The sequence below is a fragment of the Virgisporangium aurantiacum genome (assembly GCF_016863635.1).
GTDB lineage: Bacteria > Actinomycetota > Actinomycetes > Mycobacteriales > Micromonosporaceae > Virgisporangium > Virgisporangium aurantiacum.
In genome coordinates this window covers 60,225-85,722 of sequence record NZ_BOPG01000056.1, presented here as the reverse complement: position 1 = coordinate 85,722, position 25,498 = coordinate 60,225, and the positions used below count along the sequence as shown (strand labels likewise).

Annotated in this window: 24 protein-coding genes; 17 read left to right on the top strand and 7 right to left on the bottom strand. The window is 71.5% G+C overall.

What is annotated here, in order from left to right; genetic code table 11:
* Positions 1 to 76 precede the first annotated feature (76 nt).
* The gene (locus tag Vau01_RS40110) at positions 77 to 625 is read left to right on the top strand and encodes a DUF3455 domain-containing protein (RefSeq protein WP_204004925.1); all 549 of its coding nucleotides are present in this window, start codon (positions 77 to 79) and stop codon (positions 623 to 625) included.
* A 67-nt stretch (positions 626 to 692) separates the two neighbouring features.
* Here Vau01_RS40110 and Vau01_RS40105 read toward each other — a convergent pair whose 3' ends face one another.
* Positions 693 to 1,196 carry an LppU/SCO3897 family protein gene (locus Vau01_RS40105; protein WP_204004923.1) on the bottom strand — a complete coding sequence of 168 codons (504 nt, stop codon included), beginning with the start codon at positions 1,194 to 1,196 and terminating at the stop codon, positions 693 to 695.
* A gap of 173 nt (positions 1,197 to 1,369) precedes the next feature.
* A complete protein-coding gene (gene dhaM, locus Vau01_RS40100; protein WP_204004921.1) occupies positions 1,370 to 1,753 on the bottom strand; it encodes a dihydroxyacetone kinase phosphoryl donor subunit DhaM in 384 nt (127 codons plus the stop codon).
* Between the two features lie 63 nt (positions 1,754 to 1,816).
* Here dhaM and Vau01_RS40095 point away from each other — a divergent pair, with 63 nt between their 5' ends.
* From Vau01_RS40095 to dhaL, 3 genes are all read left to right on the top strand, one after another.
* A complete protein-coding gene (locus Vau01_RS40095; protein ID WP_204004919.1) occupies positions 1,817 to 2,596 on the top strand; it encodes an IclR family transcriptional regulator in 780 nt (259 codons plus the stop codon).
* A gap of 84 nt (positions 2,597 to 2,680) precedes the next feature.
* Positions 2,681 to 3,679 carry a dihydroxyacetone kinase subunit DhaK gene (gene dhaK / locus Vau01_RS40090; protein WP_204004917.1) on the top strand — a complete coding sequence of 333 codons (999 nt, stop codon included), beginning with the start codon at positions 2,681 to 2,683 and terminating at the stop codon, positions 3,677 to 3,679.
* Between the two features lie 73 nt (positions 3,680 to 3,752).
* On the top strand, positions 3,753 to 4,373 hold the full coding sequence (dhaL, locus tag Vau01_RS40085) for a dihydroxyacetone kinase subunit DhaL (RefSeq protein ID WP_204004915.1): 621 nt from the start codon (positions 3,753 to 3,755) through the stop codon (positions 4,371 to 4,373).
* Here the strand turns inward: dhaL and glpK (Vau01_RS40080) are convergent.
* Positions 4,370 to 5,857 carry a glycerol kinase GlpK gene (gene glpK / locus Vau01_RS40080; RefSeq protein ID WP_204004913.1) on the bottom strand — a complete coding sequence of 496 codons (1,488 nt, stop codon included), beginning with the start codon at positions 5,855 to 5,857 and terminating at the stop codon, positions 4,370 to 4,372. The two genes, dhaL and glpK (Vau01_RS40080), sit on opposite strands and share 4 nt — an antisense overlap.
* An 8-nt stretch (positions 5,858 to 5,865) precedes the next feature.
* Positions 5,866 to 6,624, bottom strand: a complete 759-nt coding sequence (locus Vau01_RS40075) for an IclR family transcriptional regulator (protein ID WP_204004910.1) — start codon at positions 6,622 to 6,624, stop codon at positions 5,866 to 5,868.
* Positions 6,625 to 6,803: 179 nt separating this feature from the next.
* Here Vau01_RS40075 and Vau01_RS40070 point away from each other — a divergent pair, with 179 nt between their 5' ends.
* The 12 genes from Vau01_RS40070 (at position 6,804) to Vau01_RS40015 (ending at position 21,261) form a co-directional block, all read left to right on the top strand.
* Positions 6,804 to 7,637 carry an MIP/aquaporin family protein gene (locus Vau01_RS40070; protein WP_204004908.1) on the top strand — a complete coding sequence of 278 codons (834 nt, stop codon included), beginning with the start codon at positions 6,804 to 6,806 and terminating at the stop codon, positions 7,635 to 7,637.
* A gap of 13 nt (positions 7,638 to 7,650) precedes the next feature.
* Positions 7,651 to 9,168 carry a glycerol kinase GlpK gene (gene glpK / locus Vau01_RS40065; RefSeq protein WP_204004906.1) on the top strand — a complete coding sequence of 506 codons (1,518 nt, stop codon included), beginning with the start codon at positions 7,651 to 7,653 and terminating at the stop codon, positions 9,166 to 9,168.
* A gap of 66 nt (positions 9,169 to 9,234) precedes the next feature.
* The gene (locus Vau01_RS40060; protein WP_204004903.1) at positions 9,235 to 10,950 is read left to right on the top strand and encodes a glycerol-3-phosphate dehydrogenase/oxidase; all 1,716 of its coding nucleotides are present in this window, start codon (positions 9,235 to 9,237) and stop codon (positions 10,948 to 10,950) included.
* Positions 10,951 to 10,996: 46 nt separating this feature from the next.
* Entirely contained in the window at positions 10,997 to 11,926 is a 930-nt protein-coding gene (locus tag Vau01_RS40055) for a hypothetical protein (protein WP_204004901.1), read from the top strand.
* Between the two features lie 4 nt (positions 11,927 to 11,930).
* A complete protein-coding gene (locus tag Vau01_RS40050; RefSeq protein WP_239152236.1) occupies positions 11,931 to 12,278 on the top strand; it encodes a PadR family transcriptional regulator in 348 nt (115 codons plus the stop codon).
* Complete coding sequence (locus Vau01_RS40045; RefSeq protein WP_204004899.1) at positions 12,275 to 13,264, top strand: hypothetical protein; 990 nt, start codon at positions 12,275 to 12,277, stop codon at positions 13,262 to 13,264. Before Vau01_RS40050 ends, Vau01_RS40045 begins: the two co-directional genes overlap by 4 nt.
* A 109-nt stretch (positions 13,265 to 13,373) precedes the next feature.
* A complete protein-coding gene (locus Vau01_RS40040; RefSeq protein WP_239152235.1) occupies positions 13,374 to 16,277 on the top strand; it encodes a M36 family metallopeptidase in 2,904 nt (967 codons plus the stop codon).
* A gap of 42 nt (positions 16,278 to 16,319) precedes the next feature.
* Entirely contained in the window at positions 16,320 to 17,087 is a 768-nt protein-coding gene (locus Vau01_RS40035) for an arylamine N-acetyltransferase family protein (protein WP_239152234.1), read from the top strand.
* Between the two features lie 126 nt (positions 17,088 to 17,213).
* Positions 17,214 to 18,266: a PheS-related mystery ligase SrmL gene (gene srmL / locus Vau01_RS40030; RefSeq protein WP_204004894.1), complete on the top strand. Its 1,053-nt coding sequence runs from the start codon at positions 17,214 to 17,216 to the stop codon at positions 18,264 to 18,266.
* A gap of 36 nt (positions 18,267 to 18,302) precedes the next feature.
* Positions 18,303 to 19,541 carry a glycosyltransferase family 4 protein gene (locus tag Vau01_RS40025; RefSeq protein WP_204004892.1) on the top strand — a complete coding sequence of 413 codons (1,239 nt, stop codon included), beginning with the start codon at positions 18,303 to 18,305 and terminating at the stop codon, positions 19,539 to 19,541.
* Positions 19,535 to 20,239, top strand: coding sequence for a class I SAM-dependent methyltransferase (locus Vau01_RS40020; protein WP_204004890.1), 705 nt, complete (start codon positions 19,535 to 19,537; stop codon positions 20,237 to 20,239). Before Vau01_RS40025 ends, Vau01_RS40020 begins: the two co-directional genes overlap by 7 nt.
* Positions 20,236 to 21,261: a glycoside hydrolase family 15 protein gene (locus tag Vau01_RS40015; protein WP_204004888.1), complete on the top strand. Its 1,026-nt coding sequence runs from the start codon at positions 20,236 to 20,238 to the stop codon at positions 21,259 to 21,261. Before Vau01_RS40020 ends, Vau01_RS40015 begins: the two co-directional genes overlap by 4 nt.
* Here Vau01_RS40015 and Vau01_RS40010 read toward each other — a convergent pair.
* Together Vau01_RS40010 and Vau01_RS40005 are read right to left on the bottom strand one after the other, a co-directional pair.
* On the bottom strand, positions 21,212 to 22,465 hold the full coding sequence (locus Vau01_RS40010) for an acyltransferase family protein (protein ID WP_204004886.1): 1,254 nt from the start codon (positions 22,463 to 22,465) through the stop codon (positions 21,212 to 21,214). The genes Vau01_RS40015 and Vau01_RS40010 overlap by 50 nt on opposite strands.
* A 3-nt stretch (positions 22,466 to 22,468) precedes the next feature.
* Entirely contained in the window at positions 22,469 to 23,083 is a 615-nt protein-coding gene (locus Vau01_RS40005) for a class I SAM-dependent methyltransferase (protein ID WP_239152233.1), read from the bottom strand.
* 25 nt (positions 23,084 to 23,108) lie between these two features.
* On the opposite strand from Vau01_RS40005, the gene amaB reads away from it, so the two are divergent.
* Positions 23,109 to 24,620 carry an L-piperidine-6-carboxylate dehydrogenase gene (gene amaB, locus Vau01_RS40000; protein WP_204004885.1) on the top strand — a complete coding sequence of 504 codons (1,512 nt, stop codon included), beginning with the start codon at positions 23,109 to 23,111 and terminating at the stop codon, positions 24,618 to 24,620.
* Here the strand turns inward: amaB and Vau01_RS39995 are convergent.
* On the bottom strand, positions 24,607 to 25,455 hold the full coding sequence (locus Vau01_RS39995; RefSeq protein ID WP_239152232.1) for an EamA family transporter: 849 nt from the start codon (positions 25,453 to 25,455) through the stop codon (positions 24,607 to 24,609). The genes amaB and Vau01_RS39995 overlap by 14 nt on opposite strands.
* Between the last annotated feature and the right edge of the window lie 43 nt (positions 25,456 to 25,498).

Sequence of the window (25,498 nt, the reverse complement as noted above, 5' to 3'; positions counted from 1 at the left end):
GTCTTAAGTCCGGCTGAAAGGGAGCGCCCGAGCGTGGTCGAGTGGATACCGTCCGGCTGGATTGGGGGTGTCCATGGTGGACGTCAAGAACATGGTTCGCATCGGAGCGGTCCTCGTCGCCGCGGTGCTCGGCGGCGGGCTGGCCGTGTCGCCGGCGCAGGCGGCATCGAAGACCTCCGGCGGCGGCTTCACCCTGCCCGCCGGTGCGCCGACCCCGGGGGCGGGTTTCAAGATCAAGAATGCGTACCGGGTGGCGGTCGGTGTGCAGGAGTACGCCTGCACCGACGCCGGTACGTGGGCGACGGCATCGACGCCGGAGGCCCTGCTGGTCCGGTACGGCTCACCGCGGCCGATCTACCACTACGCCGGGCCGCGCTGGCGGGCGCTCGACGGGTCGATCGTCCTGGGCGCGGTGGCGACACGGGTTCCGAAGGACGGCACCATCCCGTGGTTGCTGCTGACCACCACCGTGGAGAAGGGCCGACCGGGCCAGGAGCTCACCAACGTGACGCACATCAGCCGGGTCAACACCACCGGCGGCGTCGGCCCGACCGGGGCCTGCACGGCGGGCACCACGCAGAAGGTCCGCTACGGCGCGGACTACGTGTTCTGGGCACCGGTGTAAACGTACGAAACGCGGCGCGGCGCTCCGTTCCCCTCGGAGTGCCGCGCCGCGCGCGTCAGATATCTCTTTACTTGTTCGGGGCGAGGCAGAGCACGAGGCCCTTCTTGCCGGCCTCACCCTCCCAGTACGCCTGCTCGGCGCCCTGGTCGACGTACGGGGCGCACACGGTGTTGCCGGCCTCGGACTGGGTCTTGTTCTCGACCCGGCCGACGACCTTGAAGTCGGCGTCGGCGCTGCTGCACTCCACGACCTTCAGGTCGTCGGCGCCCTCCTGGGCGACGCAGTCGCCGACCTTCGCCTTGTTGGCGGCATCACGGTTCATGTACCAGCTGACACCGGCGATGCCGCCGAGCACGACGAGACCGACCACGATGCTGGCGACCCGCTTCTTCCAGCCGCCACCCTGCCGCACCGGCTGCGGGGGCGGGCCGGGCTGGAAGCCGCCCTGGGGCGGGAACCCGCCGGGCTGGCCTTCTCCGGGCGGCGGGAACTGTCCTGGCTGCCCCGCGGGCGGAAACTGCTGGTTCGGGTCGTTGGGGAAGGGCTGCTGCGGCCCGGAGGGGCTGGACATGGTGCTCCTGATTCGCTCGGCGAGCTGGCGCGAGGGTCTTTGCTGTGTAAATGCTCAGCGTCGTTTTCAGAGCGCACTGTATCCACCGAGGTAAAGCCCCGTCGTCCCGCCAGGGGGAACTTGTCACCGATCTGAGCTCTTCACACGTTCGCTCACCCTGGGTGACTGTCACTCTAGAACTTCGGTACCTCACGGGCCTCGGCCGCCGCGGCCGACACGTCGTCGAGCCCGGCGCCGGTGGCCGCGAGCACGGCGGCGGCGACGGCGCCCTCCACGAGCGGCGCGTCGATCAGGAGCACGTCGGCCCGCGGGCGGTCGTCGAGGACGGTGCGCACGGTGAGCACGGCGCTACCCATGTCGGCCAGCACGACGACGCCGTCGCCCCGGTCGGCCTTGGCGATCGCCGCCTCGATTCGCTGGTAGCTGGTGCCGAACCTGCCGTCGTCGGTGCCGCCGGCGGCCTCCACCGCCACCTCGCCGGGAGCGAGCGTGACGACCAGGTCGCGGAGCCCCGCGGCCAACTGCTCGCTGTGCGAGACCAGAACCAGACCGACCATGATGCGGATGCTAATTTCGTCTCGATCTGTTCTGCAATACCGAACGAGTGAGACTGAGGTGTCATGGCGACCGTACAGGCCGTGGCCAGAGCGATGGAGATCCTCCGGGGTCTCTCGGGTGCGCCGCGCGGGCTCGGGGTCACCGAGGTGGCGGCCCGGCTCGGCGTCGCCAAGCCGACCGCGCACGCGCTGCTACGCACCCTGGCCGGCGGCGGCCTGGTGAACCAGGACCACAACACCGGCAAGTACCGGCTCGGTCCGGCGCTGCTCGAACTCGGCAACGCCTACCTGGAGACGCACGAACTGCGCGCCCGGTCGCTGATCCTGGCCGACGCCCTGGCCTCGCGGGCCAACGAGGCGGTCTGGGTGGCGGTGCCGAGCGGCGACCACGTGCTCGTCGTCCACCACGTGTTCCGGCCCGAGGGCGCGGTGCAGATCCTGGAGGTCGGCGCCGTGCTGCCGTGGCACGCGTGCGCGCTGGGCAAGGTGATGGTCGCCTACCTGCCGGAGGCCGACCGGGCCACGCTGCTGGCCGGCGCGCTACCCGTGCTGACCGGCAGCACCGTCACCGACACCGGGACACTGCGGGAGGAACTGGCCGAGGCCCGGCGGAACGGGTACGCGGTCGAGGACGGCGAGGCCGCCATCGGTGACGCCGGGATCGCCGCGCCGGTGTTCGACAGCGACGGCGTCGTCGGCGCTCTCGGTGTGGTCGGGCCGGTCGAGCGGGTGCTCGCCCCGGAGCGGCGGGAGGCGCACGCGGTGCAGGTCCGGGAGACCGCCAAACTGCTCAGCCGCGATCTGGGTGGCGGCCGACCGATGCTGCGGCGGGTCGTTGCTTAACGGTTCTTGACATGCCTGAAACGACGGGCATACGTTCCGAACCAGTTTCGGTGATGACGAACGCGCACCCAGGGATGTGACAGCGTGAAGAAGTTCATCAACGCCCCCGAAGACGTCGTCCGCGAGGCCCTCGCCGGAGTGGCAGCGGCCCATTCCGACCTGCGGGTCGATCTCGAGAACCAGATCATCGTCCGGGCGGACGCGCCGCGCAGCGGGAAGGTCGGCCTGGTCAGCGGCGGCGGCTCCGGCCACGAGCCGTTGCACGGCGGCTTCGTCGGCCGCGGCATGCTCGACGCGGCCGTTCCCGGCGAGGTGTTCACCAGCCCGGTGCCCGACCAGATCCTCGCCGCCACCCAGGCCGTCAACGGCGGCGCCGGCGTGGTGCACATCGTCAAGAACTACACCGGCGACGTGATGAACTTCCAGATGGCCGCCGAACTGGCCGCCGACGACGGGATCACGGTCGAGAGCGTCCTGGTCGACGACGACGTCGCGGTCGAGGACTCCACCTGGACCGCCGGCCGTCGCGGCACCGGCGCCACCGTGTTCGTCGAGAAGATCGCCGGCGCGCTGGCCGAGGAGGGTGCGAGCGCCGCCGACGTGGCCGCGATCGGCCGCAAGGTCAACGAGAACAGCGGCTCGTTCGCGGTCGCGCTCACCGCCTGCACCACGCCGGCCGCCGGCAAGCCCGGCTTCGACCTGCCCGACGACGAGATGGAGGTCGGCGTCGGCATCCACGGCGAGCCCGGCCGGCGGCGGGAGAAGCTGCAGCCCGCGAAGCAGATCGCGGCGACGGCGGTGGAGTCGATCCTGGCGGCGAAGCCGCTACAGCGCGGCGACCGGGTGATCGTGATGGTCAACGGGCTGGGCGGCACGCCGCAGATCGAGCTGTACCTCCTGTACGGCCACGTCGCGGCGCTGCTCGCGGACGCCGGCGTCGAGATCGTGCACAAGCTCGTCGGCAACTACGTGACCAGCCTCGACATGGCTGGCATGTCGCTGACGATCTGCAGGGCCGACGACGAGCTGATCCGGCTGTGGGAGGCACCGGTCGTCACGCACGGCCTACGGTGGGGGGCATGACCGAGCACTCGTGCGAGGGCATCATTAGCTCAGCGCAAGTTCATCAATCGTCCGACCGAAGGGAGGACGACGCATGAACTTCGACGCCGATGCTGCCCGGGCCTGGGTCGTCGCGGCCGCCGCCGCGGTCACGGAGAACGCCGACCACCTCACCCAACTCGACTCCGCGATCGGGGACGCCGACCACGGCGTGAACCTGAAGCGGGGCTTCACCGCGGTGACGGCCGCGCTCGACGGGTTCGCGGCCGACGGGCCGGGTGCGGTGCTGGTCAAGACCGGCACCACGCTCATCTCGAAGGTGGGCGGCGCGTCCGGTCCGCTGTACGGCAGCGCCTTCCGGGCGATCGGCAAGGCGCTCGACGGTCCCGAAGCCGACGCCGCGGCGCTCGGCGCCGCACTGCGCGACGGCCTGGCTGCCATCCGGAAGCTCGGCGCCGCCGCCCCCGGCGACAAGACCATGGTCGACGCCCTCGACCCCGCGGTGGAAGCGTTCGTGGCGGCCGCCCCCGACGGCCTGGGCCCGGCTGCCGAAGCCGCGGCGCAGGCCGCCGAGGCCGGGGCCAAGGCGACGGCCGAACTCCAGGCGAGGAAGGGCCGCGCGTCCTACCTCGGCGCGCGCAGCGTCGGCCACCAGGACCCCGGCGCGACGAGCACCGCGCTCATCCTGCGCGCGCTGGCCACCGTGCTCGATTAGCGGCGGGGTTTGATCCAGTCCAGCGTGCGTTCCACCGCCCGTTGCCAGTTGTCGTACTCCTCGGCGCGGATCACCGGGTCCATCGAGGGGAGCCATTGCGCGGCGCGGTGCCAGTTCTGCCGCAGGCCCTCCAGGTCGGGCCAGTAGCCGACCGCCAGGCCGGCGGCGTACGCCGCGCCGAGTGACACCGTCTCGGCGACCATCGGCCGGACCACGGGCACGTCGAGCACGTCGGAGATGAACTGCATCAGCAGGTTGTCGGCCGTCATGCCGCCGTCGACCTTGAGCGTCTTGAGGGCGAGACCCGAGTCGGCGTTCATCGCGTCGACCACCTCGCGGGTCTGCCAGCCCGTCGCCTCCAGCACGGCGCGGGCCAGGTGGCCCTTGGTGATGTACGACGTGAGCCCGACGATCACGCCGCGCGCCTCGCTGCGCCAGTGCGGCGCGAACAGCCCCGAGAACGCCGGCACGATGTAACAGCCGCCGTTGTCGTCGACGGTGCGGGCCAGCGTCTCGATCTCCGGCGCGGTGGTGATGAGCCCGAGCTGGTCGCGGAACCACTGGACCAACGACCCGGTGATCGCGATCGATCCCTCCAGCGCGTACACCGGCGCGTCCGAACCGATCTTGTAGCCGACGGTGGTGAGCAGCCCGTGCGTCGACCGCACCGGCTCGGTGCCGGTGTTGAGCAGCAGGAAGCTGCCCGTGCCGTAGGTGCACTTGGCCTCGCCGGGGTGGAAGCAGGTCTGGCCGAACAGCGCCGCCTGCTGGTCGCCGAGCGCGGCGCCGATCTTCACGCCGGGGAACGCGGTGACGGCGTGCCCGTACACCTCGGCGGAGGAGTGGATCTCCGGGAGCATGGCCCGCGGGACGCCGAAGAAGGCCAGCAGCTCGTCGTCCCATTGCAGGGTTTCCAGGTTCATCAGCATGGTGCGGCTGGCGTTCGTGACGTCGGTGACGTGGATGCCGCCGTTCGGCCCGCCGGTGAGGTTCCAGATCAGCCAGGACTCCATCGTTCCGAAGAGCACCTCGCCGCGCTCGGCCCGCTCGGCGAGGCCCGGCCGGCTGTCGAGCAGCCACCGCAGCTTCGGTCCGGAGAAGTAGGTGGCGAACGGCAGCCCGCTCAGCTCGCCCACCCGCTCCGCGCCCGGCGTGGCGGCGAGCTTCTGCACCAGCGAGTCGGTGCGGGTGTCCTGCCACACCACGGCCCGCGAGATGGGGACGCCGGTACGCCGGTCCCACAGCACCGTCGTCTCCCGCTGGTTGGTGATGCCGATCGCCGCGACCTGGTCCGGCTGCACGCCGAGGCGCGGCGCCAGCCGTTCGACGTTGCGCCAGATCTCCATCGCGTCGTGCTCGACCCAGCCGGGCCGCGGAAAGTACTGCTGGTGCTCGCGCTGGGCCACCGACACGAGCTGGCCGCGCCGGTCGAACACGATGCACCGCGTCGAGGTCGTGCCCTGGTCGATCGCGACCACATACATAGGAACTCCTAGCGGCGGCTGGCGCCGAGATCCCGGGACACCGCGCGGGCGGCCTCCCGGACATACGAAACGAGCGTGGCGTCGGGGCGGCCCCGGCTGTCGCAGAGCCGTTCCACCGGTCCGGAGACGCCGATCGCGCCGACGACCAGGCCGCCGTAGCCGCGGATCGGCGCCGCGATGCCGGCCTCACCCGGCGTCAGCTCCTCGACGTCGAAGGCCCAACCCCGGTCGCGCACCTCGGCGAGGGCCCGACCGAGGTCGTCGGGGCGCGTCAGGGTCCGGCGGGTGAACGGCTCCAACTGGACCGCGCGGACGGCGTCGGCGTTGTACGCCAGCAGCACCTTGCCCATCGCGCAGGCGTGCAGCGGCAGCAGCGAGCCGACGTCGAGCGTCTGGAACGTGTCGTCCGGACGGAAGACGTGGTGGACCACGAGCACCTTGCCGTCGAGGAACGTGCCGATGCGCACCGCCTCACCGCTGCGCGCGGCCAGCGGGTCGGCCCAGTTGATCGACCGCGACCGCAGTTCGTTGACGTCGAGGTAGCTGGTGCCCAGGTGCAGGAGCGCCGCGCCGAGGCGGTACTTGCCCGAGTCGGTGTCCTGCTCGACGAATCCCACGTTCTGCAGCGTGCGCAGGATCCCGTGCGTGGTGCCCTTGGCGAGGTCGAGCGAGCGGGAGATCTCGCCGATGCCGAGCCGACCGGAGCTGCTCGCGAGCAGCCGGAGGATCGCCGCTGCCCGCTCGATCGACTGCACGCTGCCGGGCATGTCTCGGACCCTAGACCCGATAAACAGCGTTCGACAATGTCGACCGCTGTTCGTTGACGATCGGTATTCGCCTCCGTACGGTCCACCCAATCGTCTAGACGGTCACCTCGTCGAAACCTCCGCGCAACACCCCCGTGCGCGCCGGAGGTCGAGCTGACCTGCCTGAATATGGAGGGCACATGGCGGCACGACTGAAGGTTTCCGGTCTCGTCAGCGAACTGATCGCCGAGTTCGCCGGGACCCTGATCCTCATCCTCTTCGGCTGTGGTGTGGTGGCGCAGGTCGTCGCCACGAAGGTCGGAGACACCCAATCCATCCACTGGGCCTGGGGGCTCGGTGTGGTGTTCGGCGTCTACGTGGCCGGGCGGATCAGCGGCGCCCATCTCAACCCCGCGGTCACGATCGCCCTTGCCGCGTTCAAGGGCTTCCCGTGGCGCAAGGTCGGTCCCTACTCCCTGGCCCAGTTCCTGGGCGCGTTCGTCGCGGCGCTGATCGTCCGGTGGAACTACAGCGAGGCGCTGGCGACGTTCGACCCCGGCAACACCCCGAAGTCGCAGGGCGTCTTCTCGACGCTGCCGGCCACCGCGCTCGGTGTGAGCGAATGGGGCGCCTTCCGCGACCAGATCATCGGCACGGCGATCCTGCTGTTCCTGATCCTCGCGGTGACCGACGTCCTCGGCACCCCGCCGGGCGCGAACCTGGCGCCGTTCATCATCGGTCTGATCGTGGTCGGTATCGGCATGGCGTGGGGCGCCAACGCGGGCTATGCGATCAACCCCGCCCGTGACTTCGGGCCGCGGCTCGCGTCGTTCTTCACCGGGTACGGGGAGGCGTTCCGCGACACGACGGGGTATCCCTACTGGTGGATACCCATAGTCGCGCCCATCATCGGTGGTCTGGTCGGTGCGGGGTTGTACCAGGTGCTCGTCGGGCGTCACCTGCCGCCGGCCGACGCCCTCCAGGAACCCGGCCGCCTGCCCACCCCAGAGGGCGAAGCCCGCGTCACCGCCTAGAACGGAGAACCTTATGGCTGACTTTGTCGGTGCCGTCGACCAGGGCACGACCAGTACCCGGTTCATGATCTTCGACCACGGCGGCAACGTCGTCGGCGCGCACCAGTTGGAGCACGAGCAGATCCTGCCGCAGGCGGGCTGGGTCGAGCACAACCCGGTGGAGATCTGGGACCGCACCACCACCGTGATCGCCACCGCGCTCCGGTCGCAGAACCTGCAGGCGAGCGACCTCGCGGCGCTCGGCATCACCAACCAGCGCGAGACGTCGGTGGTCTGGAACAGGCGCACCGGCCGGCCCTACTACAACGCGATCGTCTGGCAGGACACCCGCACCGACCGCATCGCGTCGGCGCTGGACCGCGAGGGCAAGGGCGACGTGATCCGGCGGAAGGCCGGGCTGCCGCCGGCCACCTACTTCTCCGGCGGCAAGATCCAGTGGATCCTCGAGAACGTCGACGGGGTCCGCGAGGCGGCCGAGAACGGCGACGCGGTGTTCGGCAACACCGACAGCTGGTTGCTCTGGAACCTCACCGGTGGTGTCGACGGCGGGGTGCACGTCACCGACGTCACCAACGCCAGCCGCACCATGCTGATGGACCTGGAGACGCTCGACTGGGACGACGAACTGCTGTCGTTCTTCAACATCCCGCGCCGGATGCTGCCCGAGATCCGGCCGTCGTCCGACCCGAACCGGTACGGCGTCACCCGGGCCGGCGGCCCGCTCGGCGGCGAGGTCGCGCTCACCGGCGACCTCGGCGACCAGCAGGCGGCCACCGTCGGCCAGGTGTGCTTCGCGCCCGGAGAGGCGAAGAACACCTACGGGACCGGCAACTTCATGCTCCTCAACACCGGAACCGACCTGGTGCGGTCGCAGAACGGGCTGCTGACCACGGTCTGTTACAAGTTCGGGGACGCCGACGCCGTCTACGCGCTGGAGGGGTCGATCGCGGTCACCGGTTCGGCCGTCCAGTGGCTGCGCGACCAGTTGGGGATCATCCGCAACGCGGCGGAGAGCGAGACGCTGGCCGCGCAGGTGGCGGACAGCGGCGGGGTCTACTTCGTCCCGGCGTTCTCCGGCCTGTTCGCGCCGTACTGGCGCTCCGACGCCCGGGGAGCGATCGTCGGGCTGTCCCGCTTCAACACGAGTTCGCACATCGCGCGGGCTACGCTGGAGTCCATCTGCTACCAGTCCCGCGACGTGGTGGAAGCGATGGAACAGGACTCCGGGGTGTCGCTCGACGTGCTGAAGGTCGACGGTGGCATCACCGCCAACCAGCTGTGCATGCAGATGCAGGCCGACATCCTGGGCGTGCCGGTCAGCCGGCCGGTGGTCGCCGAGACCACCGCGCTCGGGGCCGCCTACGCCGCCGGCCTCGCGGTCGGCTTCTGGAAGTCCACCGACGAGTTGCGGGAGAACTGGAACGAGTCCCAGCGCTGGCAGCCGGCCTGGTCCGACGAACAGCGCCAGGAAGGATTCGGAAAATGGAAGAAAGCAGTTGAGCGGACGCTCGACTGGGTAGACGTCGGCTGAATCACAACGTGCGGGCGGCCGCCGTAGGGTTCCTACGGCGGCCGCCAAGATTGAGAGGCCTGCCACATGCGATCGGGATCCCTGTCACCCACGGCCCGCCAGACCGCGTTGGAGGCGATGGCGGCCGCGCCGGAACTGGATGTCGTGGTCATCGGGGGAGGCGTGGTCGGCGCCGGCGCGACCCTCGACGCGGTGACCCGTGGCCTGTCCACCGGCCTGCTGGAGATGCGCGACTGGGCCAGTGGCACGTCGAGCCGGTCGAGCAAGCTGATCCACGGCGGGCTGCGGTACCTGGAGATGCTCGACTTCGCCCTGGTGAAGGAGGCGCTGCGCGAGCGCGGGCTGCTGATCCAGCGGATCGCGCCGCACCTGGTGCGGCCGGTGAAGTTCCTCTACCCGCTGCAGCACCGGGGCTGGGAGCGGTTCTACGCCGGTGCGGGCGTCGCGTTGTACGACGTGTTGGCGTCCGTCGGGGTCAACCGGGGGCTGCCCCGGCACCGGCACCTCACCCGGCGGCAGGCGCTGCGCGAGTCGCCGGCCCTCAAGAAGGACTCGTTGATCGGCGCGCTGCAGTACTACGACGCCCAGGTCGACGACGCCCGGCACACCATGTTCCTGGTGCGCACCGCCGCCGCGTACGGCGCGCACGTGGCGTCGCGGGCGCGCGTGATCGGGTTCCTGCGCGAGGGCGAGCGGGTCACCGGGGTCAAGGTGAAGGACCTGGAGCACGACGAGGTCTACGAGATCCGCGCCCGCCAGGTGATCAACGCCACCGGCGTGTGGACCGACGAGACGCAGGCGCTGGTCGGCGAGCGCGGCCAGTTCAAGGTGCGGGCGTCCAAGGGGATCCACCTCGTGGTGCCGCGCGACCGCATCCAGTCCAAGACCGGCCTGATCCTGCGCACCGCGACGAGCGTGCTGTTCGTGATCCCGTGGGGCCGGCACTGGGTGGTCGGCACCACCGACACGGACTGGAAGCTCGACAAGGCGCATCCGGCGGCGTCGAGCACCGACATCGACTACCTCCTCAACGAGGTCAACAAGGTGCTCATCACGCCGCTCACCCGCGCCGACGTCGAGGGCGTCTACGCCGGGCTGCGCCCGCTGCTGTCGGGCGAGTCGGACAGCACGTCGAAGCTGTCCCGCGAGCACATCGTGGTCAGCCCGACGCCCGGGCTGGTGGTGGTCGCCGGCGGCAAGTACACGACGTACCGGGTGATGGCCAAGGACGCCGTCGACACGGCGGCGCACGGGCTGGGCGGCTCGGTGCCGCGGTCGTGCACCGAGCGGGTTCCGCTGCTCGGCGCGGAGGGCTTCACCGCGATGTGGAACCAGCGCCGCACGCTCGCCGCCGACACCGGGCTGCACGTGGCCCGCGTCGAGCACCTGCTGCGCCGCTACGGCTCGATGGTCGACGAGGTGCTCGACCTGATCCGGGCCGATTCGACGCTGCGCGAACCGATCGACGGCGCCGACGACTACCTGCGCGCCGAGATCACGTACGCGGCGAGCCACGAGGGCGCCCGGCACCTCGAAGACGTGATGACCCGCCGCACCCGCATCTACATCGAGTCGTTCGACCGGGGCGTGCAGGCGTCGCGGGCGTGCGCCGAGCTGATGGGCGGCGTGCTGGGCTGGACGTCGGAGCAGATCGAGCGCGAGGTCGAGCACTACCGGCTGCGGGTCGAGGCCGAACGCGCGTCCCAGGAACAGCCCGACGACGCCACCGCCGACGCGACGCGCCTCGGCGCACCGGAGGTCGTGCCGCTCGCCGGCGCCTGATCGCGAAGGTCTGGCTATATGTAGACCGTCTCTATATAGTGACGGCATGACTGTCGATGTGTTGGCCGGGCGGTACCGGAGGCTGCTCGCCGCCTACCCCCGGTGGTACCGCGAGGAGCGCGGCGCGGAACTGGTCGGCACGCTGCTCGACAGCGCCCGTCCGGGCCAGGTCCGCCCGTCCGCGCGGGAGGCACGGGCGTTGATCCTGGAGGGGCTGCGGCTGCGGGCGGGCACCTCGGGACACCGCACGGCCCGGGAAAGCCTCACGGGCGGCCTCCAACTGGGAATGCTGCTGCTGATCGCGCTGGCGGTGCTGCGAGACGCGTCCGTCGTCTGGGAGGGGTCGAACGGTCCCGTTCCCCCGCCGGGACCGGCCTGGTGGGCGTTCGCCGTGGCCGGGGTGTTGTGCGAGATGGTCCTGTTCGGGCTGATCGCGGTCGGCCGGTTCGGGCTGGCGGTGCCGGCCTCGGTGGTCACCGGCGTGGTGACGACCGTCGGGCACCCGATGTACTTCGACCAGGCGGATCGTCTGGTCTACCGGATGCTCGCCGTGAACGCGGCGCTGAACCTGGCCGGCGCCGTGGCGCTGTGGTTGCTGAGCCGGCGGTTGGGCCGGATCACCGCCGGGCCGGTGATGCTCGCCTGGGCCATCGTGCCGGCCGTGATTCTCATGATCTCCGTCTACCTCAACGCCACCGGCCGCGGCGATTCCGGCACCCAGTGGGCTTTCGTGCTTCTCTACCTGTGCGCGCTGGGCTACGCCGGCATCGACCCGCGGCCCGCGCTCGCGGCGGCGTTCGCGCTGACGATGTTCCTCGCGCAGATCATGTCGACGGTGGCGCAGCTGACGGACCCGCCCCACGGTCTGGTCGTCGTCGCTGCCGGCTACCTGGGCGTCGCCGTTTCCGCCGGGGTGGCCGGCTGGCTGGGCCTGCGGCGGCAGCGGGCGCTCCGTCCACTCGGCGTGCGGGGCTGACGCCGTGGGCATCGCCGCCATGCAGGAGCCGACGTACTTCATCCTGGCCTCGCTGCTCGACGAGGCCCGGCACGGCTACGGGATCATCAAGCGGGCCGAGGAGCTGAGCGGTGGCCGGGTGCGCCTCGCCGCCGGCACCCTCTACGCCGCGCTCGACCGGCTGGAGTCGGCCGGCCAGATCCGGGTCGAGCGCTCCGAGGTCGTCAACGGGCGGGCGCGCCGGTACTACGAACTCACCGTGGACGGGTCCGCGGCGCTGCGGGCCGAGGCCGCCCGGATGGCGGCGGCGGCCCGGGTGGTCACGGGCCACGCGCCACGCGTCGCCGGGAGACCCGCGGTGGGTGAGGCATGAAAGACAGGAGGACGGCGGAGGAGCGGCTCGCCGCGCGCTACTGGGATCTGCTCGACTACTACCCGCGCCGCTACCGCGAGGATCGCGGGGCGGAACTCGTCGGGACGCTGCTCGACTGCGCCGAACCGGGTCAGACCCGCCCGTCGCGGCGGGAGGCCCGGGCCCTGGTGTTCGAGGGGCTGCGCATGCGGGCCGGAACGGGTGACCACCGCCCGGTCGGGGTGACCGTTGCCGAGGGCCTGCGGCTGGGGCTGCTGGTGCTGCTGGTGACGATGACGATCGAGGGCGTCACCACGCTGGGCACCGCGCGCGGGTACGACGACGTGCGGCCGGTGACGGCCGGGTGGTCGGTGCTCGTCGGTCTCGCCGTGCTGGCCGGGGTGGTCCCGGTGGCGCTGCTGGCCCGGGGACGGACCCGCCTCGCGTTGCCGTTCGTCGCCGTCGCGGGCGCGGTGCAGACGATCGGGTACCCGTGGCTGCACCACGTCGGGTGGCCGGCGATGGCGCACCGCCCGTTGCCGGAGGAGTGGCCGCTCCTCGTGCCGCTTTATCTGTATCCGGGTCCGGCGACGGCGGCCGTTCTCGGTGCGCTGGCCCTGGCCTTCTCGCGGTTGCGGCCGCTCCGGGGCCGGACCGTTGCCGGTGCCGTTCTGCTGCCCGCGCTCGTCTGGCTGCCGGACTGGCTGGAGGCGGTGGGGCTGCTGCCCTCCACCTTCGAGTTCTACGCGCTACCGACGTTGCTGCTGATCCTGCTGGGCTACCTCGGGGTGATGGGGTACGCGGCGGTCGACGCGCGTCCGGCGATCGCGCTCGCGTTCCTGGTCTCGGCGGTCGCCGCCGCGACGGTGGTGGCGTGGCTGAAGTTCGGCCCCGGCGTGTCCGAGGCGGTGTACGTGCTGGTGATCACCGTGCCGGTCGCGTCCGCCGGCTGGCTCGGTGCCCGCCGGCGGGCCCGGATCCCCGCGCCCGACGTCACCGTCCGGTAGCCGCTCATCCCTCGCCGTACCCGCGCCGAACCCGCGCGCTCTTCCCAGTGATTGCGCCTTGTTGTAGTGATGCATGTGCATGCATCGGTGCATCGCAGGGGAGGACATCGTGCGCAGAAGAAACCTGGCCGGAGCCGCGATCGCGGCACTGGTCGTGAGCGTGGGCGGCGTCGCCGCCCCGGCGGGAGCCGACCCCGGCCGCCCGAACGCGTCGGACACCACACCGGCGGCTTACGAACTACCCGCGGACGGGCACCCGTCCCGCGACAAGGACAACCGGATCGGCCGCGTCGAACCCAACGCGAGCCAGCGGTCGCTGGCCGGTTCGAAGGCGACGGTGCGCTGGAACAACCTCGGCACACCGAAGTCGCTGAGCCCGGCGGGCGCCACCGGAAAGCAGATCGCGGGCGGGCTGTCGGCCGACCCGGAGACCGCGGCCCGCCAGTACCTCGCGGGGAACCCGGACCTGTTCGGGCTCGACGAGAAGTCGGTGTCCACAATGGAGACCCTGCTGGTGCGCCCGATCGGCACCGGCGCGGTCGTGGTGCTGCGCCAGCGGTTCGGCGATCTGCCGGCCGGCTACGACGGCCAGGCGGCGGTGCTGGTGAACAACGGCGCGGTGGTGCGCGTCACCTCGACCCTTTCCCGGAACACGAACGCACCGCAACCGGCGACGCTCGGCGCGTCCCAGGCGGTGGCCGCCGCCCTCGCCGACGCGGAGGTCGCGGCCGGCGAGCTTGCCGGCGCGCCGGAGACGAAGCTGGTCGCGGTGCCGACGCCGCTCGACGGGCCGCGCGCCGCGTTCGCCGTGTCGTTCAGCGCGACCGGGGTCGACCACCCCGAGTCGTTCACGACCTACGTCGACGCCCGCACCGGCGGCGTGCTGGTGCGCGAGGACCAGGTGGACTTCGACACCGACAACCCGAAGTGGGCCGTGTACCCGGCCACCCCGCCGCCCAGCGGCGCCGACACCCGCGAGCGCTGGTGCTTCGCGCCGGCCGCCGGGTGCGTGCGCACCGTGCGCGACCCGAACACCGGCCAGGCGTGGGACGTCAACGTGGCCACCGGCGCGTCGACGCAGACCTCGTCGGGCAACTCGGCGAACAACGTGGTGCAGTGGGGCGGCGGAACGGCCGTGTTCCCGGCGACGCCGAGCCCGGACCGCAACTACCTCTACCCGTTCACCGACCAGTGGAAGCAGGCCCGCTGCAACCCCGACGTGTTCACGTCGGCCCAGCGCAACGACGCCGACGCCGCGGTGAGCAACCTGTTCGCGATGCACAACCGGATGCACGACTGGGCGTTCACCCTCGGGTTCACCGAGGCGGCCTGGAACATGCAGGTGGTCAACGTCAGCGGTGCCGGTCTCGGCAACGACGCCGAGCAGGGACGCGCGCAGTCCGGCGCGATCTCGGGCAGCCGCAACAACGCCAACCAGGGCACCGGACGCGACGGACTCCCGCCGACGACCAACATGTTCCTGTGGCAGCCGCAGGCCGGCGGGGCCTACCCGCCGTGCGTCGACGGCGACTACGACATGACCGTGATCGGCCACGAGTACACGCACGCGATCACCAACCGCATGATCGCCGGACCGGACGCCGGCATCGGGTCGGCGCAGGGCGGCGCGATGGGCGAGTCGTGGGGCGACCTCATGGCGATGGAGTACCTGTCCGAGTACGGCTTCCGGCCGCCGGGCGAGACCCCGTTCGTCACTGGTGGCTACGCGACCGGCAACCTGACCCAGGGCATCCGCAACTACGACATGAGCCGCAGCCCGCTGAACTACTCCGACGTCGGCTACGACCTCGTCGGCCAGCAGGTGCACGCCGACGGCGAGATCTGGTCGGCGACGAACGTGCGCATCCGCAACGCGTTCGTGCAGCGGTACGGCGCCGGCACGCCGGCGCTGCAGGAGCAGTGCGCCAACGGGCTCGTGCAGTCCGACGCCTGCCCGGGCAACCGGCGCTGGGCGCAACTGGTGTTCGACTCGTTCCTGCTGGAGGCCTCCAGCCAGTTCAGCATGCTCGACATGCGCGACAACATGCTCGCGGCCGACCTTGTGCGGTTCGGCGGCGCGAACCAGGACATCATGTGGAACGCGTTCGCCACGTCGGGCATGGGCATGGACGCCACCAGCGGCCCGAGCGACGCCGACCCGGTGCCCAGCTTCGCGTCCCCCTACACCACGAACGCGACCATGACGCTGCGCGCGGCCGGTGACGCGGCGGGCGCCGCGATCCGGCTGTACGTCGGCGACTACGAGGCGCGGGCGGTGCCGATCGCCGACACCGACCCGAACACCGACCTGCCCGACACGTTCTCCATCGTCGGCGGTCAGCAGTACTCGTTCACGGCCGGCGGCCCCGGCTTCGGGTACCGCAAGTTCAGCTCGTTCGTGCTCGCCGGACGCGCGCAGGAACTGCCGCTGAACCTGCCGCGGAACCTCGCCTCGGCGACCACCGGTGGCGTGTTCTCCGGCGACGGCGTCAACGTCGACAAGCTCGGCGACGACACCGAGGCCACCAACTGGGCGTCGCTCGACGGCGTGGCGGGCAAGCGGATCACCGTCGACCTCGCCGGCACGGCGCCGCAACTGGTGAGCCGGGTCAACGTGAGCGCGTTGCTGCGGCCGCAGATCGTCGGTGACGTGGACGGGCTGAGCCAGAACCGGTTCAGCGCGCTGCGGTCGTTCGGCGTGTCGGCGTGCAACGCGACGATCGCCGACTGCTCGCAGCCGGGCAACTTCCGTCGGGTCTTCACCAGCCCGACGGACGCGTTCCCGGCCGGGAACTTCCGGCCGACGGCGTCGCAGTTGAACCTGCGGACGTTCTCGTTCACACCGGTGTCGGCGACGCACCTGCGTCTCGACGTGCTGACCAGCCAGTGCACCGGTAACCCGCGTTACGCGGGCGAGCAGGACGCGGATCCGCGCGCGAACACGGACTGCACGGTGAACAGCCTGTTCGCCACGCAGGTCCGGGTCAGCGAGTTCCAGGTCTTCACCCGCTGACGTCGTTCATAGAGGAGGGGTCCATCGCGGTACTGTGCCGCGGTGGACTCCTCGCGTGTTCGGCGGTATCTGGACCACCTCGGGGTGGAGCGCGGTTCGCCGACGCTGGCGCTGCTCTCCGAACTGCAGGAGCGGCACCTGCACGTGGTGCCGTTCGAGAACCTGAGCGTCCACCTCGGCGAGGAGATCGTGCTGGAACCCGTCGCTCTGGTCGACAAGATCATCGAGCGGCGACGGGGCGGGTTCTGTTACGAGCTCAACGGCGCGTTCGCGGCCCTGCTGACCGCGCTGGGGTACTCCGTGGAACTGCTCGCGGCGCGGGTGAAGGACGGCCCGCTGTTCGACCACCTCGCGCTGCGGGTCGACGTCGACGGCGAGCCGTGGCTGGTCGACGTCGGCTTCGGGCGGTTCACGCACCGGCCGATCCGGTTGGACGTCCGCACGCCGCAGGCCGATCCCGGCGGAACGTTCACGGTGTCGGAGCGCGACCACGGCGACCTGGCGATCGATCGCGACGGCGAACCCGAGTACACCGTGGAGACCCGCCCGCGGGTGCTGGACGACTTCGGACCGACCTGCTGGTACCAGCGGACGTCGCCGCGGTCGCACTTCACGCGGTCGCTGGTGTGCACCCGCCTCACCGGCACCGGCCGCATCACGCTCAGCGGGCGGGAGCTGATCCGCACCGGCGCGGGCGGCCGCGACCAGCGGGTGCTGGAGACGGACGCAGAGGTGCTCGCCGCGTACCACGAGCACTTCGGAATTGTGCTCGACAGCGTGCCGACCGTGCGGGCACCATTGAGCCCATGACGCGACTGTTTAGCGGGCCCCGGCTACCGGCGGCCACCTGACGTTCGCGCATCCGCGCAGGCAGAAGCCCCGGTTCCGGCCGGGGCTTTTCCGTGTCCCCGTTCACGCCTGCCTGCGAGGTTCCCCATGTCGATCCGTGATCTCACCGACCCGGCCGCCGGGCCGCACGCCATGCAACTGATCGTCGACGCGTTGACCGCCGGCTGGGACGTTCCCGTGGTGCTGCACCGTGGCGACCCGGTGGTGTCCGTCCGCGACCATTACGACCTGCTCCGCTACCCGCCGGACGCGGTGACCCGCGACCGCCGCTACTCCCGTTACGTCGACGACGACCACATGCTCCGGGCGCACACCACCGCGCACGTCCCGGCGCTGCTGCGCGACCTGCCGCACGACGACGTGCTGCTGGCGGTGCCCGGCATGTGTTACCGCCGCGACGTGATCGACCGGCACCACGTCGGCGAACCGCACCAGTTGGACCTGTGGCGGATCCGTCGCGCTTCGCCGCCTCTCGACGACGCCGACCTCACCGGGATGATCTCCCGGGTGGTGGGTGCCGTGCTGCCGGGAAAGGCCGTGACGACGCCGGCGAGCCCGCACCCGTACACGCTCGACGGGCGCGAGCTCTACGTCGACGGCGTGGAGATCGGCGAGTGCGGCGTGGCCCACCCGGAGGTGCTCGCGGCGGCCGGCCTGCCGGCGTCGGCGACGGGCCTCGCGATGGGCCTGGGCCTGGACCGCCTGACCATGCTGGTGAAGGGCATCGACGACATCCGGCTGCTGAGGTCGGCGGACCCCCGGGTGGCGGCACAGATGCGCGACCTCGGCCGCTACCGCCCGGTCTCCTCGATGCCACCGAGCCGGCGCGACCTGTCCCTGGCGGTGGACGCCGACCTTGACCCCGAACTTCTGGGCGACCGGGTCCGCGCGGCGCTCGGCGCGGAGGCGGAGGGCCTGGAGGAGGTGACGGTGCTCGGCGAGACCGCGTACGCCGACCTCCCGGAGGCGGCGCGCGAGCGCCTCGGCATCCGGGCGGGCCAGAAGAACCTCCTGTTGCGGCTGGTGATCCGCGACCACCGGAAGACCCTGACCACTGAGGATGCCAACCGGATCCGGGACGCCGTGTACGCCGCCCTGCACGCCGGTTCGACCCACCAGTGGGCCGCCTCGGGGCATTAGCTACTCGCCAGTAGGAAGACCGGATAGACTCCTGCGGTGCCCGAACCGCTGCGGATCGCCCTGCTGTCCTACCGGAGCAAGCCGTACTGCGGCGGGCAGGGCGTCTACGTGCACTACCTGTCCCGCGAACTGGTGCGGCTCGGGCATCAGGTCGAGGTGTTCTCCGGTCCGCCGCTGCCGCACCCGCTCGACGCCGCAGTGAAGCTCACCGAGGTCCGCAGCCTGGACCTCTACCGCGAGCCCGACCCGTTCCGCGTCCCCAGACTGCACGAGTTCACCAGCGCCACCGACTGGCTGGAGTGGCTGACGATGTGCACCGGCGCGTTCCCCGAGCCGCTGACGTTCTCGCTGCGGGTCTCGAAGCTGCTGCGTCGTCGCCGGAACGAGTTCGACATCGTGCACGACAACCAGGGGCTGGGCTACGGCCTGCTCGGGCTGCAACGGAGCATGAAGGTGGTGGCGACCGTCCACCACCCGATCACGGTCGACCGGGAGATCGAGCTCGCGGCGGCGCCCAACCGGCGGCGCCGCGCGGCGTTGCGGCGGTGGTACGGGTTCACCCGCATGCAGGGGCGGGTGGTGCGGCGGTTGCCGGCCGTGTGCACGGTGTCCGAGTCGTCGGAGGCGGAGACGCTGCGGGCGTTCAAGGTGCGGCCGGAGCGGTTGAGCGTCATCGGGGTCGGCGTCGACGACGAGGTGTTCCGGCCACCCACGGTTCCGCGATCGAAGAACCGCATTGTGACGGTCACCAGCGCCGACGTGCCGTTGAAGGGACTCGACGACCTGCTGCATGCCGTGGCCAAGCTGCGGACCGAGCGCGACATCGAGCTGGTGGTGGTCGGCACGCCGAAGCCCGACGGGCCGGCCGACCGCACCGTCACCCGGCTCGGCCTCAAGGACGCCGTGCGGTTCGTGAGCGGACTGTCCGATGTGGACCTCGCCGCCGAGCTCGGCGGTGCCGAGGTGGCCGTGGTGCCGTCGCGGTTCGAGGGGTTCTCGCTGCCGGCCGTCGAGGCGATGGCGTGCGGCACGCCGGTGGTGGCCACCACCGCCGGCGCGCTGCCCGAGGTGGTCGGCCCGGACGGGCACGCGGCGCTGCACGTCCCGCCGAGCGACCCGGAGGCGCTGGCCGCCGCGATCGGCCGGTTGCTCGACGACGCCGATCTCCGCGCGCGGCTCGGCCGGAACGGGCGGGAACGGGTGCTCGCCAACTACACCTGGCGGCGCACCGCACTGTCCACTGTGGACTGGTACCGGGAGGCCCTTTCTTGCTGACCGTCGACTACGACCGGCTCGGCGTCCGGCGGGGGATGAGCGTGCTCGACCTCGGCTGCGGCGAGGGGCGGCACGCGTTCGAGGCGTACCGGCGGGGTGCGCACGTCGTCGCCGTCGACCTGAGCGCGAAGGACCTCGCGACGACGCGCGAGTGGTGCGCGGCGATCCGCCTCGCCGGCGAGGCGCCGGCCGATGCCAGCGCCGCCGCGGTGCGGGCCGACCTGCGCGCGCTGCCGTTCCCCGACAACTCGTTCGACCGCGTGATCGCGTCGGAGGTGCTGGAACACATCCCCGACGACGCCAGCGCGATCGCCGAACTGGCCCGGGTGCTCAAGCCCGGCGGGCGGGCCGCGGTCACCGTGCCGCGCTGGTTCCCCGAGCGGGTGTGCTGGGCGCTGTCGGACGAGTACCACGCCAACGAGGGCGGCCACGTCCGCATCTACAAGGCGTCGGAGCTCTCGCAACGGCTGGCGGACGCCGGCCTGAAGACGATCGGACGCGGCCACGCCCACGCGCTGCACAGCCCGTACTGGTGGCTCAAGTGCGCGGCCGACGACAGCGCCGCCGTGCGGGCGTACCACAAGCTCCTCGTCTGGGACATCACGGCGCGGCCCCGGCTGACCCGGTGGGCCGAGAAGGGACTCAATCCCGTGCTGGGCAAGAGCGTTGTGCTCTACGCAAGGAAGCCGACCGCGTGACGGTACCGTCGTGGCGCGAGCTGAGGTCCACTGTGGACAGCATCGTCGCGGTGCAGCAGCGCGACGGCGCGATCCCCTGGTTCCCGGGCGGTGAGCTGGACCCGTGGGACCACATCGAGGCGGCGATGGCGCTCGACGTCGGCGGCCTCCACGCGAACGCCCGGCACGCGTACCGGTGGTTGCTGGCCGAACAGCGCCGCGGCGGCTGGTGGCCGGCCAAGTACCGCGAGGGCGCGCCGGTGTGCGACTTCGGCGAGACGCACCACAGCGCGTACCTCGCCGTCGGGCTGTGGCACCACTTCCTCGCCACCGACGACGAGGCGTTCCTGGTGGAACTGTGGCCCACCGTGCGGGCGGCCACCGACTTCGTGGTGCGGCACCAGGAGACGTCGGGCGTCGTCCCGTGGGCGGTGCACCCGGAGACCGGTCCCGATCCGGTGGCCCTGCTGACCGGTTCCGCCAGCACGTACCACGGCCTGCGGTGCGCGTCCGCGATCGCCGAGCACCTCGGCCACGCCCAGCCCGACTGGGAACTCGCCGCGGCCGACCTGCAGCGCGCCATCGCGGAGCGGCCGGACCTGTTCGCCGACAAGGGCCGCTACTCGATGGACTGGTACTACCCGGTGCTCGGCGGCGCCGTCCGCGGCAAGAACGCCGCCGATCGCCTGGCGGACCGCTGGGACGAGTTCGTCGTTCCCGGCTTCGGCGCCCGCTGCGTCGCCGACCGGCCGTGGGTGACCGGCGCCGAGACGTGTGAGCTCGCGCTCGCCCTGCACGCCAACGGCGATCCGGACGCGGCCGCCCACCTGATCGCCGACATGCAGCACCTGCGCGACGACGACGGCTCCTACTGGACCGGCCTGGTCTTCGACGAGGGCGTGCGCTGGCCGGTGGAGCGCACCACCTGGACGGCCGCGGCCGTGGTGCTCGCCGTCGACGCGGTGAACGGCGAGCACGTGCGGAGCACGATCTTCAGCGACCCACAGGCGCAGCGGCCGTCTCAGGTGCCTTACGTTGCGTAGGTATTGACACCTGCGGGAGCGCCGGAACGGGCTCCGGTGCCGGTTCCGGATCCGCGCGCTTCGCCAGTGCCCGTGGGGTCCAGTTCTTCAACGACATCGCCGGTTTCTCCACCAGGAACCACGACGGCACCGCGAGCAGCAACGTGCCGGCCAGCGACAGCCCGATGTACGCCGCGACGCCCCACCTGGCGCCACCCATCAACGCGAGCAGCTGCTGCACCGGGTACGCGTAGATGTAGATGCCGTACGAGTAGTCGCGCTTGCGCCCGACGCCCTGCGTCCATCGCGGCAGCTTGCAGGCCAGCCAGACCAGCAGGTACGCGTACGCCAGCGGCCCGATCGCCAGGAACCCGCCGAAGGCGGCCGACCCGACGAACGCCAGGCCAGCGCCGGCCGCCACCGCCGGGTGCATCGGGATGCGGTCGCGGTACAGGTGCATGCTCGCGCCCAGGAGGAACATCAGCCCGAGGAAGAGCACGGAGTTCACCGAGAACACGCCGAGAACCGGGTACGGGCCGATGTCGCCGCGCCGGTACAACCACGTGTTGGGCACCGGGAGCTGCCGCACCCAGTCGCTCACGACGAACAGGTAGACGACCGCCGTCATGAGGGCCACCAGGCGCGGGGTGCGCCGCAGCACGGCGGTCCACGCGAGGATGCCGACCATCGCGTAGCACATCAGCTCGTACAGGAGTGTCCACAGCGACCCGTTGACGGCGCCGCCGCTCGGGTTGCCGGACATCAGCCCGGAGATCGTGAACTGGTTCTGGACGGTGATCAGGTTGCGCCACACGTAGTCGAACGGGCCGTTCGGGTGCGTCCAGAACCCGGCGAGCGTGCCGCGCTCGTACAACGAGACGATCGGCAGCAGAACGCAGGCCATCACCACCAGGCACACCCAGTACCCGGGAAAGATCCGCAGGAACCGGTGCCAGGCGTACCGCGGCAGGCTGAACCGCATACCGCTCGCCGTGATCAGGAACCCCGACAGGATGAAGAAGCCGTACACGCCGAGCCCGCCGAAGTCGAGCTGGCCCCGGGTGAACGCGAAGCCGTAGTTGGCCAGGCCGTACCCGAGGGGGCCCGCGTGCGCCACGAGCACCGAGACGGCGAGCAGCAGGCGGAGGAGCCCGATGCTGTTGGCCCGCGGTGAGAACTCGTCGGCGAGCGATCGGGTCGGGCGCCAGGCCAGTGGGTTAGGCACGGGTCACATCTTCCGCATCAGGCGCAGCGAGCCGCAACCCCGTACTTCGGTGAAATCACCTGACTTCAACGCTTTTACGTAGATGCGGTATGGCGCCTGCCCGCCGTCAGCGGGGTCGGGGAACACGTCGTGGATCGCCAGCACGCCGCCGGCGGCCAGATGCGGGGTCCAGCAGGCGTAGTCGCGCTGCGCCGATTCGTCGGTGTGGCTGCCGTCGAGAAAGACCAGAGCGAGGGGACGGGCCCAGAGCGCGGCCAGCGTCTCACCCTTCGCCACCACCGCGACCACCACGTCCTCCGCACCGGCTGTCGCGATCGTGCGCCGGAATCCGGGCAGCGTGTCGATCCGCCCGACCGAGACGTCCACGAGCGACGGATCGTGGTACTCCCAGCCCGGCTGGTGCTCCTCCGACCCGCGGTGGTGGTCGACGGTCACCACCACGCCGCCGCGCTCACGGGCGGCGGCGGCCAGGTACAGCGTCGACTTTCCCAGGTAGCTGCCGACCTCCAGCAGCGGTCCGGCGATCGCGTCGCGGGCCGCGGCGTACAGGGCCGTGCCCTCGTCGTCGGGCATGAACCCGTCCGCCGCCCGGGCGGCGGCGAGAAGATCTTCGGTCACCCGGTCATGCTGCCAGAATGGGCAAATGGAACTCGCTGAACGCGCCCGCGCCGCATTGAAGCGCTGCGGCGTCGACCTGCCGGCGGCTGTGCTCTCGGGCGGCCGAACCGTGCTGGCCCGCACCCCCGTGACGGGGGAGGAGCTGTTCCCCGTCCCCGCCGCCGACGCCGCGGCCGTCACCGACGCGATCGGCAAGGCGCACGAGGCGTTCCTCACCTGGCGGACGGTGCCCGCGCCGGTCCGTGGCGCGCTCGTCAAGCGGTTCGGCGAGCTGCTCACCGAGCACAAGGCCGACCTCGCCGACCTCGTCGGTGTCGAGGTCGGGAAGATCCGGTCGGAGGCGCTGGGCGAGATCCAGGAGATGGTCGACATCTGCGACTACGCGGTCGGCCTGTCGCGGCAGTTGCAGGGCCGCACGATGCCGTCCGAGCGGCCCGGCCACCGGCTGATGGAGACGTGGCACCCGATCGGCGTCGTCGCCGTCATCTCCGCGTTCAACTTCCCCGCCGCGGTGTGGTCGTGGAACACCGCGCTGGCGTTGGTGTGCGGCAACTCCGTGGTGTGGAAGGCGTCGGAGCTGACGCCGTTGACGTCGCACGCCTGCAGCGCGCTGCTCGCCCGCGCGGCCGCCGAGTGCGGCGCGCCCGAAAACCTCAACGTGCTCGTGGTCGGCGACGCCGAGGCCGCCGCGCCGCTGCTCGACGACCGCCGCGTGCCGGTGGTCAGCGCCACCGGGTCGGAGCGCATGGGCGGCGAGGTGGCGCCGCGCGTCGCGGCCCGCTTCGGCCGGCTGATCCTCGAACTCGGCGGGAACAACGCCGCGATCGTCACGCCGTCGGCCGACCTCGACCTGGCCGTGCGCGGCATCGTGTTCGCCGCGGCCGGCACCGCGGGCCAGCGCTGCACCACGATGCGCCGCGTCATCGTCCACGAGAGCCGCGCCGAGGAACTGGTGTCGCGGATCGCGGCCGTCTACGCCCGCCTGCCGGTGGGGGATCCGTTCGCCGAGGGCACGCTGGTCGGTCCGCTCATCTCCGCGTCCGCGTTCACGAGCATGCAGGACGCGCTGAGCGCCGCCGCCGCCGACGGCGGCACGGTGGTCACCGGTGGCGAGCGGGTCGACGTCGTGGGCGACGGCTACTACGTGCGTCCGGCGCTGGTGCGGATGCCCGCGCAGACCGCGCTCGTGCAACGGGAGACGTTCGCGCCGATCCTGTACGTGTTGACGTACAACACGTTCGAGGAGGCGGTGGCGCTGCACAACGGCGTCCCGCAAGGCCTTTCGTCCTCGATCTTCACCACCGACCAGCGCGAGGCCGAGCAGTTCCTCGCCGCCGACGGCAGCGACTGCGGGATCGTCAACGTCAACATCGGCACCTCCGGCGCCGAGATCGGCGGCGCGTTCGGCGGCGAGAAGAACACCGGCGGCGGCCGCGAGTCCGGCTCCGACGCCTGGCGCGGCTACATGCGCCGGGCCACCAACACCGTCAACTACTCGCGCGAACTGCCACTGGCCCAGGGCGTCAACTTCGGCTAGTGGGCTCGGTGCGGGAGCGGTGGAGGGCCACGCCGGCGACCACCAGGGCGACGCCGGCCAGTTCGGGCACCGTCGGAACCTGGGCGAGGACCAGCACGCCGATCACCGTCGCGGTCGCGGGCAGGAGGGCCACCATCAGCGCGTAGGTGGCCCTCGGCACCCGCGCCATCGCCGCCTGGTCGCACACGTACGGGATCACCGACGAGCACACACCGACCCCGACGGCCGCCGCCAGCAGGAGCGGATCGGTGAACGCGGGCGCGGCGTCGGTCAGGCCGACGGGCAGCGCCACCACGGCGGCCACCAGCATGGCCAGGGCCAGGCCGTCGATCCCGGCGGCGCCCGCGCCGTTGGCGATCCGGTGACCCAGCATGATGTAGAGCGCGAACAGCACCGCGTTCGCGGCCGCGAACGCGAAGCCGAGCGGCTCACCGACCAGGCGTACGTCGGTGAGCAGGTAGACGCCCGCCACGGCGAGGGCGAGCGCGGCGCCGTTGCGGGGGGTGCGGGCGGCCACCGCCGCCAGCGCGATCACCGGCAGGAACTCGATCGCCGCCACGGTGCCCAGCGGCAGCCGGTCGATGGCCAGGTAGAACACGCTGTTCATCACCGCCAGCACCACGCCCCAGGCCACGACGGCTCTCCGGTCGACCCGACGCCACACCCGCCACGGGCGGCGCCACGCGGCGAACACCACGGCGGCCGAGGCGATCCGCAACCACGCGACGCCCAGCGCGTCGATGTGGGCGAACAGCAGCACCGCGAACGCCGGGCCGAGGTAGTGGAAGACCGCGCTCGCGACCAGCCACACGGCGGGCGGGATCCGATCGGTCACCGACCTATGATCGAAGGCGCAAGCGTGCGTGACCATGCATGAT